The following is a 17,609-nucleotide window of genomic DNA, read 5'->3' as shown; positions in this document are numbered from 1 at the left end:
ATGGTGTAATTTTGCTAGTAACAAAATTTGTACAAAACGAGCCTTACCTATGAAAAAAATCATCTTATTATTCTCCATAGTTTTAGTACTGGCAAGTTGTGTGCAAGAAAAGGAAATAAGCTCTATAAATCCTGAAAACTGGACGAAGAGAAAAGCTACTATAAATGTTCAAGATTCTTTAGAGTATGGTAAGTCTTATTTATCTATCTATTCTCAAATTTATAGTAGCTCTGAGCATAAGACGCATAATTTAACGGCAATGGTTAGTTTGCGTAATACCAGTGATATCGATACTATCTACCTTTCAAAGGCAGAGTATTTTGATACACATGGCGTGTCTTTAAGAAACTACTTTAATCATCCTATTTATTTAGCACCTCTAGAAACTGCCGAAATTATTATCGATGAGATGGATGTTGAAGGCGGTACCGGTTCGAATTTTATTTTTGAATGGCATGCACCTAAAGATTGTCCTGAGCCATTATTTGAAGGTATTATGAATTCTACCGTTGGTCAACAAGGACTTTCATTTACTACACAATCTAGAAGAATAAAATAGTTTTCTAGTACTTATAGAATTTAGTGCTTTTGCTTACGTCAGCATCTTGAATTTGTAATATATACAAACCTGAAGGTAAATCTGAAACGTTTATTCTAGCATCTGATGCTTTGTCCATTTTCAATGCCACACCACCTGTGCTCATTATTCTATAAATAGCGGTATCAGAAGTTTTTACGTTCAATTGTATTTCATCTACCGCAGGGTTAGGATATACGTTAAACGGAATATTAGATTCTGCACTTAAAGCTTGTAAGGTTTCTAACTCGGTTTCTTCACCTTCAAAAGTAAAGGTAGCCACTTCACTAAATTCAGAAGCGATATTTTGAGAACAGAATGTTCTTAGTCTAAAAGAATAGGTAGTATCTATTAATAATCCTTTCCAGCTAAAGTTATTTACAGAAATATACTCTGTAGACCATTCTTGTTGGTGTACTTGTTTATACTGAATTTCATAAAGTGCATCTTCTGAAGCATTCCAAGCTAATTTTACAGTAGACAGTTCTGCTTCATCAAGATTAACTTCTGGCGCATTAGTAGAACACGTAGTCATAGCAACACCAGAAACGATCAATGAAAAATCTTGCATAGCATTTACAAGTTCACCTTTATGAGTAACTGTAATAGTATAGGTACCATTTGCATTAGGTATTTCAACTCTTTCAAAAGGATCAACCTTGTTATCTCCTTTCGTTGCAGCGGCAGTAGCCTGAGCAGGGTTTAATTTCCAAGGTAAAAAAGTTTGTCCGTTTTTAGTAATTCTAATATCAAGGTCATTTACCAATGCAGCAGTTGTATTATTCATTTCACCAGAATTAATAAAACTAGATTGTACATCTGTCCAAGAAATTGAAGCTATCAATGTTTCGTTGCCTTCTGCAGTAACATCAAATGAAAATGAATTTCCGTTTTCTAAAGTCTCTTCAGCAATGTGGCTAGAGAAATCTTTATTATTCAATACCTCAGCGGCATTTTTTGAATTCATGATACCCCATCCTAATTTATAATCTGGACCTAAATCATCGATATCATCTGCAGTATGTAAAGCCAAACCTTTTAAGGTCGCTGCTTTCATATACTCACCATATAATTCTTTGTTATACTGTTGTAATAATAATAAAGAACCTGTAACACCTGGCGTCGCCATTGATGTACCAGAAGAAGTTTCATAGCTGGTATTACTAGCAGCATCTGTAGAAAGCACTGCACCACCGTTACCAGCGATGTCTGGCTTAATTCTACCGTCATCAACCGGACCAAAGCTACTGTATGCAGAAACCTCTGCATTTTTTAAATTTCCGTTTCCGTCAATCTTAGAATTAGCACCTGCAACGGTAATATTATTTTTTGAAATAGTGAAACCTAATAATACATCAAAACCATCTGCCGTTTTACCATATGTTGGTGTTTCGTTATCTCTACTTTTTTGTGCATTACCTGCAGCTGTTACCATTAAATAGTAAGGGGCATTGTACATTATCTTGTCCCAATCTTGAGCTACTTTCGTGTAAGCACCAAAATACCAGTCTGGCACACGATCAGCCTTAATACCGTAAGAGTGGTTAGAAAGTAGAAGTCCGTCAGCAGCTGCTTCGGTTACTTCAATCTTATCTCTTGTCCAATCATGAGATTCTACGCTAGCCATATTGGCTACACCTTTCGCATCTTTTTTAAGACCTGTAGAAATAATACTTCCTGTTACGTGGGTAGCATGAGTATCTACTTCGGCATTAGCATCACTAATTGTAACCCTAGACGTGTATTCTATATGATTCTCTAATGCAACACCAGCATCCCAAACACCAACTTTCATTCCATCACCATCTAAATTCAATCCCATTAAACCATCAGTATTTAATGTACTTGCCCTAGAAGCCAAACCAGCTTGATCCGCATAGGTTTCATAGTACAAAGGACTACCATCTACCCCTATACCCTGTAATTCTATTTTTTTACCGTTCGCTAAAGTTTCCTTGATTTTCCAGTTATTCAGTTTTGCTACCTCTTTAAGATGAGTTCTTTCAAGAGCATACTCAGAAACCAAATTCGATTTGAATTTTGCCAATTCAGTTCTTTTGTTGTTTTCAGCAATTTTTAATCGTTGTTGAGAATGTTGTGCGGTAACAATATTTGTTGCCGAGAACACAAAAAATAGCAGTATTAAGATACTACTTGTACGGTAGGTAGAATTGTAGGTAGTCAACATAGGTTTGAAATTGTAAGATTTGGACTACAAATATAAAAACCATATACTGTGTTCGGTGAATGAACACTTTTATTCGACGAATTACCTAAACATTATGGTGAACCTGTTGTGAAAACATCAATTTCTGATGTGTAGGACTTTTCTTTCGTTTAAAGGTCTTTTAAGAATTAAACGTAAACACGGCATAGACCGGAAAATGATCGCTATACCCACCCATGTAACGATCCGAAACAAATGTTCTGTAGGGCGAACCTTTAAACTTTCCTTTTTTCTCCTTTAATGATTTGTGATCATATATGGCAGCAGCATCAAAACTGTGGGTATTCTTTTGGAACTTAAAAAAAGAATTGGAGATTAAAATTTGGTCGAACATATTCCATTTATTACCATAAACAGATGACCCTTTACTATTAGGTATATGAATCTTTTCAAAAGGATTAAATAGAAATGCACCTTCTGTCATAGTTTGGAGGCTTTTTGAAGAAGGATCATCATTAAAATCTCCCATTACTATAATATTGGGATCTAATTCGGTTTCCTTAATTAGTTCAATTTTCTGAATTATTTCTTTGGCTGCGATTACCCGTTTATATTCTGTCTCTACACCACCATCTCTTCTAGAGGGCCAATGATTGACAAAAACATGTACCAATTCTTTATTTAATTCTCCCTTTACATATAATATGTCTCTAGTTGTATCTCTTACGCCACCAGCATTATCGACCAACAACGCAAATGGTTCTGAGTGTAACACTTTAAAAAAACGCTTTCGGTAAATGAGACCTGTATCTATGCCTCTTTCATCGGGTGAATCGTAATGAACAAACCCATAATCCAAATCGTCCATCGCATCGGTATCTAACAATGCTTTAAAAACACTATTATTTTCAGCTTCGGCAACACCTATTAATGCAGGTGGGTAAGGGTGGTCTTCATCACCTATTTTAACTATAGTCTTCGAGAGTTTATCTAATTTACGCTGATAGCGCTCTACAGTCCACTTTTTTGCACCATTGGGAGTATAATCTTTATCAAGAATTTTAGTATTACGTTCTGGATCAAATAGATTCTCTAAATTGTAGAACGCAATCGTATAGCGCTGTTTTTTTGTCTTTTTCTTAAAGAATGGAAATCGCATGTATCATTTTAAAGAGTAATTCATCCTATAGAAGCAAAAGAAATATCGGGAAAGGTTAATTTAAAATTCCACGAAAAGCTTCAGAGCATGTAATCTCGATTATCGAGTCAATAAAAATACGAAATAGCTTATGGGTAATTGCTTAATTTTGCACTTTACAATATTATGATAGAAAAGAAAAAGGTAGATTATGAAAAAGCGGTTCTTATTGGTATAATCAATAAGGATCAAAACGAGGAAAAGGTTAAGGAATATTTAGATGAACTAGAATTTCTAACTTATACCGCTGGTGGAGAAGTATACAAACGTTTTACCCAAAGAATGGATGTTCCCAACCCAAAAACCATGATTGGAACTGGGAAAATGGAAGAAATTGAAAAGTATGTTGAAGAAAATGAAATAGGTTCTGTAATTTTTGATGATGAGCTAACGCCTGGTCAACAACGTAACATCGAAAAACAATTACGTTGTAAAATTATTGATCGTACGAGTTTAATTTTGGACATCTTCGCACAACGTGCACAAACAAGTTATGCCAGAACACAGGTTGAACTTGCACAATATGAATACTTGCTACCGAGACTAACAGGTCTATGGACGCACCTTGAGCGCCAAAAAGGTGGTATTGGTATGCGTGGACCAGGTGAAACTGAAATTGAAACAGATAGACGTATTGTACGTGACCGTATTACCCTATTAAAAAAGAAGCTTTTAAAGATAGATCGCCAAATGGAAACCCAAAGAGGTAACCGTGGTGCTTTGGTTCGTGTTGCATTGGTAGGGTATACCAATGTTGGTAAGTCTACCTTAATGAATGTTATTAGTAAGAGTGATGTATTCGCCGAGAATAAATTGTTCGCTACACTGGACACTACCGTAAGAAAGGTTGTTATAGGAAATCTCCCTTTCCTTTTAAGTGATACTGTAGGATTTATCAGAAAACTGCCTACACAATTAGTAGAAAGCTTTAAAAGTACCTTAGATGAAGTGCGAGAGGCAGATTTGCTGCTACATATAGTAGACATCTCTCACCCGCAGTTTGAGGAACATATAGAATCTGTAAACCAGATATTATCTGAAATCAAAAGTTCAGATAAGAAAATAATTATGGTCTTTAATAAAATTGATCAGTATGAACACGAAACCATTGATGATGACGATTTAATTACCGAACGTACCGGTAAACATTTTACCATTAATGATTGGAAACAAACTTGGATGGAAAAAGTTGGCGATCGCGCTATTTTTATATCTGCCTTAAACAAAGAAAATCTAGATGAATTTAGAAAACGTGTTTATGACGAGGTAAGAGATATTCACGTGACGCGCTTTCCGTATAATAATTTTCTATATCCAGAGCATTTAGACGAGTATTAGAGATCAATTACAATCAAAATTATGTAGTTCATCGATGAAATTAAACCAATGGTAAATCTCACCACATTATGAGATCAGTTCACAACATAAATTGTTTGTAACAAGACCTTATGCATTAATTTTACAGTGTACTTAAGATAAGTCTTGACCCCAAATCGATATTTAACTTATGAAAACTAAAAAGTAAAACCCCAAATTTTACGATAATTACTTAACCGAAAAAAGCCCTCTATATAGAGGGCTTTTTTATTATATACTATTTTTTAATATACTATCTGAGACTACAAAGAGTAGTTAAGACCTACTAAGAAATACGTTTGTAATTTGTTGTCAACAGTATCGAATGTTTCAGTTGGATTGTCAGTTAATGCGAAATTTAAAGCTTCTTGCTTGTTATCACGTAAACCGAATTCAAAACCTAAACCAATACCATTCCATAACGTGTAACCAAATGAGTTGATCCAAGTTAAGTTAGAAAGGTCACCGCTCTTATAACTTTGAAACATAGAAAGGTTAGACTTAAAATTAACTGCTCCAATCTGTCTTGTATAATCAGCTACAATTTTAGCACCTAAAGAAGATTCAAATACTGCATCGTTATCACTGAATACAAAGTTGTAGTTTAATGGGTGAATTACAACAACTAAATCAGCAATAGGAGTCCAAGTAGCACCAACACCTAAGTCAAGGTATCCTGGGTCGTTAAAGTTGTTTAATATTGTAGTTCTGTACTCACCTAAACCAGAAATAGCCCACTTTTCGCTAAGCTTTCTTCCGTAAAGAGAAGTAATGTTAAATACATCTGTACCTTGTTTGAAACTGTCATCGTCAGTATCATCGTTCTTATCGTCGAACTTTACCCATCCTAAATTGATGTTACCAGAGTTTCTCCAAAAGAATTTCTCTTCGTTCAAATTAGCAAAAGCATTTACAGTTACACCAATGTTACCAGAAGATAAATCTGGAGTACCTTGACCGTACCAGTTGTTAAAGCTACTTAAGTTAGCACCGATAGTACCAAATGCACCTTTTTTCCATCCTGGTAATGCATCTATGGCACCTTGAATGGCATCAGCTCTTCCTTGAATAGCTGCGATAGAATCTTTTGCTGCACCTAATTGACCTTTTAGTTCTTCTTCTGTCTGAGAAAAACCAACAGATGCAACAAATGCAAGAGCTAGAGTTAATACAATTTTCTTCATAATAGTTAATGTTTATAATTTATAGTGGCGCAAAGGTAATAATACTTCGCAACATCTTTAAGTACGATTATGTTATTTTCTTTTGTACAATGGCACAGAAGAACATGCCTCACCATACATTATAGACTTTGCCACAGGTTTTAAACGCTCTGCGAGAAACAGGTAAGCGTTTGGTGGTACAGGTTTTTTACTGCATCCTTTTATAATAATAAACTTATCTTGATAATCAGAAACGTCAATATTTGCAATAACAGATTGATAAATACTGGTTTCTAAATCTACCAAAGTACCTTGAATTGCCTTTTTAGCAATACCACTAAGCTTTACGCTTAATAATAAATAAGCCCAGCCGGGTACGATAGCATCGGTAGAGCATTGCATGGCAACATAAGCACCCTCATATTGAGACCAATCATGCGTATCAACAAAAGCTCTAAATTCCTTTTCTTTAAGAATAAAGCCTTCATACAACCAATCTTTTATATCCAATACCATTCTTTCGCCTTCAGGATAGTAATCTTCAAGGTTAAAAGTAATAAGCTTACTTTGAGCAACTTTATTTATTATCTCATCTTGCATAATGGCATCTTTTAAGCTAGAACAGCAATCTCTTTAAAGTAGGCCTAGTTCTAATTTTGCTTCTTCGCTCATTAAATCTTGTGTCCAAGGTGGATCAAATGTAATTTCTACCTCAGCATCTTTAATGGCATCTAATGACTTCACTTTTTCCTCAACTTCTGCCGGTAAACTTTCAGCAACCGGACAGTTTGGAGATGTTAGCGTCATTAAAATCTTAACTTCATTGTCTTCATTCACCAAAACATCATATATTAAACCTAGTTCATAGATATCTACAGGAATTTCTGGATCATATATGGTCTTTAAAATCTTAACGATTTTCTCTCCTAATTCTGCGCTGTCTTCAGCTATATTTTCATCACTCATAATCTTCTAGTCTTCAATTTGTGTTTGATACGCTACTGCGTATAACTTTAATTGTTTGATCATACTTACCAAACCGTTTGCCCTTGTAGGCGACAAATGCTCTTTTAACCCAATTTCATCAATGAACTGGGTATCGGCATCTAAAATATCTTGCGGTTTTTGGTTGCTAAATGCACGTATTAGAATCGCAATAATTCCCTTAGTGATTATAGCATCGCTATCTGCAGTAAAAACCAATTTATTACCTTCTAATTCGGCATGTACCCAAACCTTACTTTGACAACCTTTAATAATGTTATCGTCAGTCTTAAACTCTTCATTAATTAATGGAAGTGATTTGCCAAGATCGATCATGTACTCATAGCGCTGCATCCAATCATCGAACATAGAAAATTCATCTATAATCTCTTCCTGTATCTCTTTAATTTCCATTGCTTTATTTTATGCAAAATTACAACAAGTAAGTATGTTAATCAACAGTTTTAGCAATGGTCAACATATTGTTTATCAAAGATGTTAATTGTGAAGGAGGATTACCTTCATCAAAAGGTTTCGAGATAAAAATACTATCGGGTGTTATTATAGTTAAAGTGGCAATTCTTGCCCTGTCGGTATGACTATTATTACTTGGCGCAATTAGGTTCTCTAAATTCAGCACATCTATAGTTTTTGATGAGTTTATTAAAGAACTCCATTGCTCATTATTGATGCTTTTAGATTTTTGAAAATCAGATATTCCTTTTGATATCACATCTATATCGTTTTCATTTATCGAACATGTATAATTAGAGCCTCTTGTACTAGCTTCATATTTAAATTCAATAATTGTTTTATTGGGCATTGACTTTTGACCACAAGTATTCATTGTAATAATGCCTAGGAGCAAAAAGACTATTTTCATTAGTATATATTTAAATGTAATAATACAAAAAGGACATCCATTGGATGTCCTTTTATTATAAGCTTAGGAATTGTTTTAGTTTACAAAACCTTCTTTTGGTCCGCCAGCGACAAATAATGCACGCATACGATCATTTTGACCAGTTGTAAACATGTACATACAATCATCTTGTACATAATCCATATAATTCATAGTCATATCTGCCGATCTACAATTTACAGTTGGGTAACTTGGGCAGTTGTAGTTAGGAGCATCAGAAGTTGGAGTATCCGCAACGAAGTCATCTCTATTACATCTACCATCACCCCAAATATGACGAAGATTTAACCAGTGACCTACCTCATGAGTACCTGTACGCCCTTTTCCATAAATTCCACCTGCATTGGTTTCACCAAAGAAATCAGTACCGATTACTACACCATCGGTAGCAACTGAACCACCTGGAAATTGTGCATAACCAAGAATTCCTCCGCCAATTTCACAAACCCATAGATTTAAGTTACTAGAAGCGTCTGTTGGTGCTATACCACCTTGCGAAGGTATTTTCATAGCATCATTAGTTCCCCAAGATGCTTTGGTATTAACTACCCTATTAACACCTGCCAAAACAAAAGCTACATCAACATCGGCGACCAGACTTGAAAATTCTGATGGTACCGCTGCGGTATTACTATTATTATTCTGGAAATCCTCATTCAGTATTCTAATTTGAGAATTGATTTGATTTTGGGTAACCTGTCCTGAAAATTGTTCTATGATATTAACGACTACAGGAATTGTAATAGCTCCTTCAAAAATTGTTGGTGTAGTACCTCCGCCGTCATTTCCTCCGCCGGGTTTACCTTTTCCTTGATTTTTTAATGCAATGGCCTTTCTTGTATTGTACTCTATATCGTACATCTTTTTAGCCAAACCATTATTCTTGGATAATCTATATTCCAAGTTTTTCATGGAAACACATTTTTCAAAACTGCTTGCAGATTTTCCTGATAAATCATCCTCATCAACATACAACGAGAAATCGCTCATGTCAACTTGTACTTCTTGCGCCTCTATTTCTGAATTGAACTCAGTGGGGGACTCATTTTCGCAGGATAAAAGAAAAGCTCCCAATACCGCTACGCTTAAAATTACTTTTTTCATAAATAGATATAATATTATATAATTAGTGTTTCGCCAATATATAAAATATTAACATTATGTTAAAGGAATGTTATGAAAATTATAAGTTTTAATTCATTTTCTGCAATTAGAGTAGCATGCTCTTGGCTTTTAAAACACCTGCAACAAGCACATCTACTTCTTCTTTGGTATTATAGAAAGCAAAACTAGCCCGCACTGTACCCGGTATCTTATAGAAATCCATAATAGGTTGTGCACAATGGTGACCCGTTCGTACCGCAATACCCAGCTTATCTAAAATACTGCCTATATCATAAGGGTGTATACCATCAATATTAAATGAAATAACGGAAGTCTTATTTTTTGCAGTCCCGTAAATTTTGAGTCCGCCTATTTTCAACAACTCTTGTGTGGCATATTCTAGCAACTCGTGCTCATACTTGGCAATTTCATCAAAACCAATAGCATTCATATAATCTAGTGCAGCGCCAAAAGCGATACCACCACAGATATTAGGTGTACCAGCTTCGAATTTATGCGGTAAATCGGCATAGGTCGTTTTCTCGAAAGTTACTTCGGCAATCATTTCACCACCACCTTGATAAGGGGGCAATTTATTTAACCACTCTTCTTTACCATATAACATACCTTCACCAGTTGGTCCACAGATTTTATGTGCAGAACAAGTATAAAAATCTACATCTAAAGCTTGTACATCTGCAATAAGGTGTGGTGCTGCTTGAGCACCATCAATCAATACCGCTGCGCCAACTTTATGTGCTTTTTCTATAATTTCTTCAATAGGATTAATGGTTCCTAAAGCATTCGAAATATGATTACAGAAAACCAGTTTGGTTTTATCTGAAAGTAATTCGTCATACACATCCATTCGTAATTCCCCTTCTTGGTTCATTGGAATCACTTTCAAAACAGCACCAGTACGTTCACATAACATTTGCCAAGGCACAATGTTAGAATGATGCTCCATAGCAGAAACCAAAACCTCATCTCCTTCTTTGATTAAGGCAGAGAATCCGTTAGCAACAAGATTAATACTATGCGTTGTACCCGAAGTAAATATAATTTCATAAGACTTCGCAGCATTAAAATGCTTTTGAATCTTTATTCTTGCCTGTTCGTATTTATCGGTAGCTTCTTGAGAGAGCGTATGAACCCCACGGTGAATATTAGCATTATAGTTTTGATAGTAATCTACAATGGTATCTATAACCTGTTGCGGAGTTTGCGATGTTGCGGCATTGTCTAAATAGACCAATGGCTTACCGTTTACCTGACGCTTAAGAATTGGAAAATCTTCTCTTATTTTTTTAATATCTAACATAGTCAATCTTCTTATATACAAAGATACCCGATAATGAAAACATATCGGGTATGAAGGGTATTGTAATATCTTATTTTAGAATCTAAATCCTACTCCTATTTTTAGGCGATCTATATTTTCTCTAAAATCAATGTTTATTCTTTCATCATCAAATACAACCTCATCTTTAACTTGAAGTAATATCATATCATACTTTAATTGTAAAAAGAATCTTTTTGATATATCATAGGAGATTCCGACATCAAAATTGAATCCTCCGTCGGCACCACTGCGATCTGAAAAATCTGTACCTGAAATTGATCCACTAAAATTATTACTCACAACTGAATAACCAACACCGACCATAGGATGCCATTTTGGTGCAAATGGCACACTAAACTCGGCAAACACCTTGGGTTGAAAAAGATATGTTTTAGACTTGAACGTATCTTCATTATTCTTACCTGCTTTGTCATATACAAAACCACCGTTAAGGTCTAAACCCAAACGAACTAAATCTGTTCTAAAAAAGCGGTATTTTATACCTAAATCAATTGCTCCATCATTATTAGAGAAAGCACCATCATCTAATGTGAATGGGTAATTAGCCTCAACACTCCATTTCTGGTCCTGAGCATGTAAAATAATAATAGTGAATACTAAAAATGAAGTAAGTAAAAGTCGTTTCATAAATTTCAAGTTAATTATTTGTACGACGAAAATAGCTTATTAGCAATGTAAGAAAATACAACGGTTCGTTAAGAATAACCTAACGAACCGTTAATTTTAATTGAACAAAATTATAGACTACAAATCGAACCCAAGGTTAACCCCTAGTTTCTTAGCAATCAATTTATTTATTCTAGTCTTTAGTTCAGGAATACGAACAGAAGATAATACGTTATTTGCAAAGGCATACATTAATAAAGCTCTAGCTTCTTTCTTCGGTATACCTCTTGATTGTAAATAAAATAAAGCATCTTCATCTAGCTGACCAATAGTACAACCGTGAGAACATTTTACATCATCTGCAAAAATCTCTAATTGCGGTTTTGTGTTAATGCTTGCTTTATCACTAATTAATATATTGTTATTCTGCTGAAAAGCATTTGTCTTTTGAGCAATTTTATCAACGATAATTTTACCATTAAAAACACCTGTAGAACTATCACCGTAAATACCTTTATAATCTTGGTGACTTTCACAGTTAGGCTCTATATGATGAACTAATGTATGGTGATCCACATGTTGTTTTTCTCCTAGAATAGTTACCCCTTTCATGGTAGAATCGATATACTCGCCATTCTGATAAAAGTTAAGATTGTTACGAATTAACTTACCACCAAAAGAGAAGGTATGAACCTTAACAAGACTCTTATCTTTTTGATCGATATATGTATTATCGATTAAAGATGCCGTTTCATTATCGTTCTGAATTTTATAAAAATCAACAATAGCACTCTTAGCAGCGAATATTTCTGTCACCGCATTCGTAAGTATGTCGTTAGAAGTTAAACTCTGGTGACGCTCAATAATTTGAACCTCAGCATTTTCTTCTACTATAATTAAATTTCTAGGCTGTAACAAAAGTGAAGCCTCGTTACCAGTAGAGAAATGTAATATCTCAATTGGCTTTTTAGGCATTTTATTCTTCGGTATGTAAATGTAAGCACCTTCTCTACTAAACGCTGTATTTAATAACGTTAACGACTCATCTTTAGATGCTATTTTATTAAAATACACATCAATTACCTGCTTGTACATTGGCTTTGTAAGCGCTGCACTCATTAAGCAGATATCTACACCATCATGTGTTGTTTCAGAAAGGTAAGAGCTATAAATACCATCAACGAAAACAATTTTATACGTATCAATTTCGTGAATGAAATAGCGTTTTACATCTTTATACTCCAACGCATTCTCTTCTTTTGGGAAGATGCTGAAGTCTATTTTTTGTAAACTATTTAACGAAGTATATTTCCAAGCTTCTTCCTTTTTAGAAGGAAATCCTTTTTCCTCAAAGTTTTTTATAGCTGCCATACGAACGTCGTGTACCGGATGTTCAACATCCACGTTGTTCTCAAACGCCATAAAAGAGGAAATCAATTTATCTTTTAAATCCATATTTTTTCAGTTGCCAGTTTGCAGTAGCAGATGGCAGTTCGTAATTTCTAATTACTGCCACTGAATACTGATACTCAATTACACCGCTGTTTCTTGCTTTAACCAGTCGTATCCTTTTTCTTCAAGCTCTAGAGCAAGTTCTTTTCCACCAGATTTTACAATTTTACCATTATGTAAAACATGAACAAAATCAGGTACAATATACTCCAACAAACGTTGGTAGTGTGTAATTAAGATTACTGCGTTATCCTTACTTTTTAGTTTGTTAACTCCGCTAGCAACAATACGTAAAGCATCGATATCCAATCCAGAATCGGTTTCATCTAAAATTGCAACCTTTGGCTCTAACATTGCCATTTGAAAAATTTCGTTTCTCTTTTTCTCACCACCAGAAAAACCTTCGTTCAATGATCTAGACAAGAATTTACGGTCAATTTCTAATAACTCAGATTTTTCACGAATCAACTTCAACATATCCTTCGCAGGCATATCTTCAAGACCTCTGGCCTTACGAGATTCGTTAATAGCAGTTTTCATAAAGTTGGTTACAGAAACACCAGGAATTTCAACTGGATATTGAAAAGATAGAAAAACACCTTTGTGTGCTCTTTCTTCTGGAGAAACTTCTTCTAAATCTTCACCACTCAATTCAATTGAACCTTGAGTAACCTCAAAACGCTCGTTTCCGGCAATTACAGATGCTAATGTACTTTTACCAGAACCGTTAGGTCCCATTATAGCATGTACTTCGCCTGCTTTAATTTCTAAGTTTATTCCTCTTAATATCTCCTTATCGTCTACGCTAGCATGTAGATCTTTAATTTTCAACATAATATGTTACTTTAAATATTGTGGCGCCAATGGCGTTTTACTAAAATCTTAATTACTTTTTATCCTACAGAACCTTCTAAACTAATTTCCAATAGTTTTTGTGCCTCTACAGCAAATTCCATCGGTAGTTTATTTAACACTTCTTTACTAAAACCATTTACAATTAATGCAATAGCTTTCTCTGTCGGAATACCTCTTTGGTTGCAATAGAAAATTTGGTCTTCACCAATTTTACTTGTGGTAGCCTCATGCTCAATCATTGCAGTTTTGTTCTTTGCTTCAATATACGGGAAGGTATGTGCACCACATTCATTACCCATTAACAAAGAATCGCATTGAGAGAAGTTACGAGCTCCATCGGCACGGCTATTTACCTGTACCAAACCACGGTAACTATTTTGAGATTTACCTGCAGAAATACCTTTAGAAATAATAGTACTCTTAGTGTTTTTACCAAGATGTACCATTTTAGTACCTGTATCTGCTTGTTGGTAATTGTTAGTTACAGCTATAGAATAAAATTCGCCGATAGAATTATCTCCTTTTAAAATACAAGAAGGATATTTCCATGTTACTGCCGAACCTGTTTCAACTTGTGTCCAAGATACCTTAGCATTTTTCTCGCAAATAGCTCTTTTCGTAACGAAGTTATAAACACCACCCTTACCCTCGCTATTACCAGGGAACCAGTTTTGAACGGTAGAATATTTTATTTCAGCACCATCTAGAGCAATTAGCTCTACTACGGCAGCGTGCAATTGGTTCTCATCTCTTGACGGAGCTGTACAACCTTCAAGGTAACTTACATAACTATCTTCGTCTGCAATTAGTAAAGTACGTTCAAATTGACCTGTACCCGCTTGGTTAATTCTAAAGTATGTTGAAAGCTCCATTGGGCAACGTACACCTTTTGGAATATAGCAAAAAGAACCATCGGTAAATACTGCGGAATTTAGAGCTGCATAAAAATTATCTTTTTGTGGAACAACAGAACCAATGTACTTCTTCACCAACTCTGGATGCTCTTTTATAGCCTCTGAAATAGGCATAAAAATAATCCCTTTTTCAGCTAGGGTCTTTTTGAAAGTCGTTGCTACAGAAACAGAATCGACAACAATATCAACAGCTACATTTTGTAATTTCTTTTGCTCATCAACAGAAATACCAAGCTTTCGATACATTTCTAACAAATCGGGATCAACATCATCTAACGTTTTATTAGGGTCAGCAGATTTAGGTGCAGAATAATAACTGATTTTTTGAAAATCTGGTTTTTCATAATGCACATTTGCCCATGTAGGCTCTTCCATACTTTCCCAAATGCGAAAAGCTTCTAATCGCCAAAGTGTCATCCACTCCGGTTCTTCCTTTTTCTTTGAAATCGCAATAACAATTTCTTCGCTTAACCCAACAGGAAATGTATCAGATTCTATATCTGTGTAGAAACCATACTCATACTCTTTGGTTTCCAATTCTTTCTTTAATTCTTCTTCTGTATATGCCATATATTCTCGTTAATAAGTAAAAAATAAATGAGTTAAAAAAACAACTACATGATCTTCTTTACATATTTAAAACTTCACTTTTCTTATAATGAAAAACTCTCGCCACAGCCACAAGTTCTTTGTGCGTTAGGGTTATTAAAAACAAAACCCTTTCCGTTGAGTCCGCCAGAGTATTCCAAAACTGTACCTACTAAATATAAAAAGCTTTTTTTGTCTACGATAATTCGTACATTATTGTCTTCGAATACTTTATCGGCGTCGTCTTTCTTATCATCAAAATTTAACTCGTATGACAATCCACTACATCCACCACTCTTTACTCCAACACGCACATAATCCGTCGTAGCATCAAAACCTTCTTCCGTCATAAGGTTGATTACTTTCTGTTTAGCCGTTTCTGATACTTGAATCATAATTAACTAGATTTAATCTAAATAGTTTACAAATATACGTCATAAGTAGGTTTTTTCAATAGAACCTAACATTATTATAACGTATATATTAATAGAGAAATACTATACCCGAAAAGAATGCAATTGTATTAATTGATGAAGAACAATTACTTGATTTTAATAAGGGTAGTATTTCTGTCAAAATTGAATTCATCGTTTTTCAATTCTACTGCACATGCGTCTGTATATACCTAACAAATCGAGATTACAAAATTGATTATTCTAAGTAAAAGCAACGCTATTTTCTTAGCAGAGTACACAAATAAAATGTTAAAAATTAAAACTCATTAATTACATAAGTGGCTAATTATCAGTATTTAAACTTAAATACTAAATTATGTTATACTTCAATACACTGCTCAATCGACCACAATTTAATAGAATTCAATTACCTTCAATACCAAATCAAACAACAACTTATGTCACACAACAAATCAAACGACAAAAACAACACCCGCCGAAAATTTATGAAGAATACCGGTATGGCGGCAGCCGGTTTTATGATTGTACCCAGACACGTTTTAGGTGGAACAGGTTTTGTCGCACCAAGCGACAAGCTAAATATTGCCGGTATTGGTGTCGGTGGTAAAGGTCAAAGCGATATTGCTTCTTTTGCTGAGAGTCCGAATGTAAATATCGTATCACTTGCTGATGTCGACAATAGGCAAGCAATTGCATCTAGAGAAGCCTTCCCGAAAGCCAGTTATTTTAATGATTTTAGGGAAATGCTAGATAAAGAAGGCAAAAATATCGATGCCGTTTCTGTATCTACGCCAGATCACAACCATGCCGTTGCAGCTTACCAGGCAATGTCTATGGGAAAACATGTGTATGTTCAAAAACCTTTGACACATGATATTTGGGAAGCAAGAATGTTGACCGAGGCAGCGAAAAAATTCAAAGTAGTTACTCAAATGGGTAACCAAGGTGGTTCTGGCGATGGTGTACGTACCATGAAAGAAATTTATGACACAGGCATTATTGGTGAAGTACATACCGTAAAATGTTGGACGAATAGAGCCATTTGGCCACAAGCATTACAAACACCCACCAAAAAAGATCGTATCCCAAAAGGATTGAATTGGGATCTTTGGTTAGGTACTGCGGCAATGCGAGACTACAATAACGCGTACCTTCCTTTCGATTGGAGAGGTTGGTCAGATTTTGGAACAGGTGCTTTGGGCGACATGGCATGCCACATTATGGACCCTGTATATAGAATTCTTCCAATTTTATATCCTGATACTGTAGAATGCAGTGTTTCTGATTCTTTCAGTGGTAATTTCCAATACAAAGACTACCCAAAAAGTTTTCCGAACTCTAGTAAAATACATTTGAGTTACCCAAGAACGGATGGTAAAGGGAAAATTAAAGTTACCTGGATGGATGGCGGATTGCTACCTGAAAGGCCTGAAGAATTAGGCGATGACGAAGCTTTAGGAAACTGGGATGGTGGCGTACTTTTCATTGGTACAAAAGGCAAATTAATGGCAGATTGCTATGGTGCGAATCCGCGTTTACTTCCACTGACTCTAAATGAACAATTTGAAGTAGAACAAACCATTGCGCGTGTACCAGAAGGTCATTACTTACAATGGGTAAATGCATGTATGGCAGGTTACGGAAATGCTGAAACCAGCTCTTCTTTCGATTATGCCGGACCATTTACCGAAAGTATCTTAATAGGAAACTTGGCGTTAAAATCATATTTTGAAGTCGATCCATCAGTAGAAAATCAAAGCTTCTGGGGTGGCGGAAAACAATACTACGGTAGAAAACGTTTACAATGGGATGCAGCAAATATGAAAATTACCAATTTCGAACCTGCAAACAAATATGTGAAACGCACCTATAGAGATGGGTATTCAGTAGGATAAACCTTATACAGGTTGATAATTTCAACAGTATAACCGAAGCTGAAAAGCT

The 17,609-nt window shown here is 35.1% G+C and carries 17 protein-coding genes; 3 read left to right on the top strand and 14 right to left on the bottom strand.

Annotated elements, in window-relative coordinates; translation table 11 throughout:
• Positions 1-49 precede the first annotated feature (49 nt).
• Positions 50-559 (top strand): DUF3124 domain-containing protein, encoded by a 510-nt coding sequence (locus DFQ03_RS02170; protein ID WP_133671386.1) that lies wholly within the window; start codon positions 50-52, stop codon positions 557-559.
• Between the two features lie 4 nt (positions 560-563).
• On the opposite strand, the gene DFQ03_RS02165 is transcribed toward DFQ03_RS02170, so the two are convergent.
• Together DFQ03_RS02165 and DFQ03_RS02160 are read right to left on the bottom strand one after the other, a co-directional pair.
• The gene (locus DFQ03_RS02165) at positions 564-2,765 is read right to left on the bottom strand and encodes a S8 family serine peptidase (RefSeq protein WP_133671385.1); all 2,202 of its coding nucleotides are present in this window, start codon (positions 2,763-2,765) and stop codon (positions 564-566) included.
• 160 nt (positions 2,766-2,925) lie between these two features.
• A complete protein-coding gene (locus DFQ03_RS02160) occupies positions 2,926-3,903 on the bottom strand; it encodes an endonuclease/exonuclease/phosphatase family protein (RefSeq protein WP_133671384.1) in 978 nt (325 codons plus the stop codon).
• Between the two features lie 165 nt (positions 3,904-4,068).
• Here DFQ03_RS02160 and hflX point away from each other — a divergent pair, with 165 nt between their 5' ends.
• Complete coding sequence (hflX, locus tag DFQ03_RS02155) at positions 4,069-5,280, top strand: GTPase HflX (protein ID WP_133671383.1); 1,212 nt, start codon at positions 4,069-4,071, stop codon at positions 5,278-5,280.
• Positions 5,281-5,561: 281 nt separating this feature from the next.
• Here the strand turns inward: hflX and DFQ03_RS02150 are convergent, their stop codons facing one another.
• The 12 genes from DFQ03_RS02150 to DFQ03_RS02095 all read right to left on the bottom strand — a co-directional run bounded on the left by DFQ03_RS02150 (position 5,562) and on the right by DFQ03_RS02095 (position 15,644).
• A complete protein-coding gene (locus DFQ03_RS02150) occupies positions 5,562-6,482 on the bottom strand; it encodes a DUF3078 domain-containing protein (RefSeq protein ID WP_133671382.1) in 921 nt (306 codons plus the stop codon).
• 72 nt (positions 6,483-6,554) lie between these two features.
• Positions 6,555-7,061 carry a DUF2480 family protein gene (locus DFQ03_RS02145; RefSeq protein WP_133671381.1) on the bottom strand — a complete coding sequence of 169 codons (507 nt, stop codon included), beginning with the start codon at positions 7,059-7,061 and terminating at the stop codon, positions 6,555-6,557.
• 33 nt (positions 7,062-7,094) lie between these two features.
• The gene (locus DFQ03_RS02140; RefSeq protein WP_036151130.1) at positions 7,095-7,427 is read right to left on the bottom strand and encodes an SUF system Fe-S cluster assembly protein; all 333 of its coding nucleotides are present in this window, start codon (positions 7,425-7,427) and stop codon (positions 7,095-7,097) included.
• Positions 7,428-7,433: 6 nt separating this feature from the next.
• Positions 7,434-7,859, bottom strand: a complete 426-nt coding sequence (locus tag DFQ03_RS02135) for a SufE family protein (RefSeq protein ID WP_133671380.1) — start codon at positions 7,857-7,859, stop codon at positions 7,434-7,436.
• 37 nt (positions 7,860-7,896) lie between these two features.
• On the bottom strand, positions 7,897-8,328 hold the full coding sequence (locus DFQ03_RS02130; RefSeq protein ID WP_133671379.1) for a hypothetical protein: 432 nt from the start codon (positions 8,326-8,328) through the stop codon (positions 7,897-7,899).
• A gap of 75 nt (positions 8,329-8,403) precedes the next feature.
• Positions 8,404-9,471, bottom strand: a complete 1,068-nt coding sequence (locus DFQ03_RS02125; protein ID WP_133671378.1) for a zinc metalloprotease — start codon at positions 9,469-9,471, stop codon at positions 8,404-8,406.
• A gap of 106 nt (positions 9,472-9,577) precedes the next feature.
• A complete protein-coding gene (locus DFQ03_RS02120; protein ID WP_133671377.1) occupies positions 9,578-10,792 on the bottom strand; it encodes an aminotransferase class V-fold PLP-dependent enzyme in 1,215 nt (404 codons plus the stop codon).
• Between the two features lie 75 nt (positions 10,793-10,867).
• Positions 10,868-11,461: an outer membrane protein gene (locus DFQ03_RS02115; RefSeq protein WP_133671376.1), complete on the bottom strand. Its 594-nt coding sequence runs from the start codon at positions 11,459-11,461 to the stop codon at positions 10,868-10,870.
• A gap of 117 nt (positions 11,462-11,578) precedes the next feature.
• The gene (gene sufD / locus DFQ03_RS02110; protein ID WP_133671375.1) at positions 11,579-12,895 is read right to left on the bottom strand and encodes a Fe-S cluster assembly protein SufD; all 1,317 of its coding nucleotides are present in this window, start codon (positions 12,893-12,895) and stop codon (positions 11,579-11,581) included.
• A gap of 78 nt (positions 12,896-12,973) precedes the next feature.
• On the bottom strand, positions 12,974-13,726 hold the full coding sequence (gene sufC, locus DFQ03_RS02105; protein WP_133671374.1) for a Fe-S cluster assembly ATPase SufC: 753 nt from the start codon (positions 13,724-13,726) through the stop codon (positions 12,974-12,976).
• A gap of 59 nt (positions 13,727-13,785) precedes the next feature.
• Positions 13,786-15,231 carry a Fe-S cluster assembly protein SufB gene (gene sufB / locus DFQ03_RS02100; RefSeq protein WP_133671373.1) on the bottom strand — a complete coding sequence of 482 codons (1,446 nt, stop codon included), beginning with the start codon at positions 15,229-15,231 and terminating at the stop codon, positions 13,786-13,788.
• 83 nt (positions 15,232-15,314) lie between these two features.
• Positions 15,315-15,644 carry a HesB/IscA family protein gene (locus DFQ03_RS02095; protein ID WP_073241609.1) on the bottom strand — a complete coding sequence of 110 codons (330 nt, stop codon included), beginning with the start codon at positions 15,642-15,644 and terminating at the stop codon, positions 15,315-15,317.
• A gap of 458 nt (positions 15,645-16,102) precedes the next feature.
• Here DFQ03_RS02095 and DFQ03_RS02090 point away from each other — a divergent pair, with 458 nt between their 5' ends.
• Entirely contained in the window at positions 16,103-17,560 is a 1,458-nt protein-coding gene (locus tag DFQ03_RS02090; RefSeq protein ID WP_133671372.1) for a Gfo/Idh/MocA family protein, read from the top strand.
• The last annotated feature ends 49 nt before the right edge of the window (positions 17,561-17,609 follow it).

The sequence above is a fragment of the Maribacter caenipelagi genome (assembly GCF_004364175.1).
GTDB lineage: Bacteria > Bacteroidota > Bacteroidia > Flavobacteriales > Flavobacteriaceae > Maribacter > Maribacter caenipelagi.
The sequence above is the reverse complement of the archived record's forward strand: the minus strand, read 5'-3'. Positions and strand labels throughout refer to the sequence as shown.

Coding starts and splice junctions, on each gene's coding strand:
- DFQ03_RS02170 (WP_133671386.1), top strand. CDS start 50: ATGAAAAAAATCATCTTATTATTCTCCATAGTTTTAGTACTGGCAAGT.
- DFQ03_RS02165 (WP_133671385.1), bottom strand. CDS start 2,765: ATGTTGACTACCTACAATTCTACCTACCGTACAAGTAGTATCTTAATA.
- DFQ03_RS02160 (WP_133671384.1), bottom strand. CDS start 3,903: ATGCGATTTCCATTCTTTAAGAAAAAGACAAAAAAACAGCGCTATACG.
- hflX (WP_133671383.1), top strand. CDS start 4,069: ATGATAGAAAAGAAAAAGGTAGATTATGAAAAAGCGGTTCTTATTGGT.
- DFQ03_RS02150 (WP_133671382.1), bottom strand. CDS start 6,482: ATGAAGAAAATTGTATTAACTCTAGCTCTTGCATTTGTTGCATCTGTT.
- DFQ03_RS02145 (WP_133671381.1), bottom strand. CDS start 7,061: ATGCAAGATGAGATAATAAATAAAGTTGCTCAAAGTAAGCTTATTACT.
- DFQ03_RS02140 (WP_036151130.1), bottom strand. CDS start 7,427: ATGAGTGATGAAAATATAGCTGAAGACAGCGCAGAATTAGGAGAGAAA.
- DFQ03_RS02135 (WP_133671380.1), bottom strand. CDS start 7,859: ATGGAAATTAAAGAGATACAGGAAGAGATTATAGATGAATTTTCTATG.
- DFQ03_RS02130 (WP_133671379.1), bottom strand. CDS start 8,328: ATGAAAATAGTCTTTTTGCTCCTAGGCATTATTACAATGAATACTTGT.
- DFQ03_RS02125 (WP_133671378.1), bottom strand. CDS start 9,471: ATGAAAAAAGTAATTTTAAGCGTAGCGGTATTGGGAGCTTTTCTTTTA.
- DFQ03_RS02120 (WP_133671377.1), bottom strand. CDS start 10,792: ATGTTAGATATTAAAAAAATAAGAGAAGATTTTCCAATTCTTAAGCGT.
- DFQ03_RS02115 (WP_133671376.1), bottom strand. CDS start 11,461: ATGAAACGACTTTTACTTACTTCATTTTTAGTATTCACTATTATTATT.
- sufD (WP_133671375.1), bottom strand. CDS start 12,895: ATGGATTTAAAAGATAAATTGATTTCCTCTTTTATGGCGTTTGAGAAC.
- sufC (WP_133671374.1), bottom strand. CDS start 13,726: ATGTTGAAAATTAAAGATCTACATGCTAGCGTAGACGATAAGGAGATA.
- sufB (WP_133671373.1), bottom strand. CDS start 15,231: ATGGCATATACAGAAGAAGAATTAAAGAAAGAATTGGAAACCAAAGAG.
- DFQ03_RS02095 (WP_073241609.1), bottom strand. CDS start 15,644: ATGATTCAAGTATCAGAAACGGCTAAACAGAAAGTAATCAACCTTATG.
- DFQ03_RS02090 (WP_133671372.1), top strand. CDS start 16,103: ATGTCACACAACAAATCAAACGACAAAAACAACACCCGCCGAAAATTT.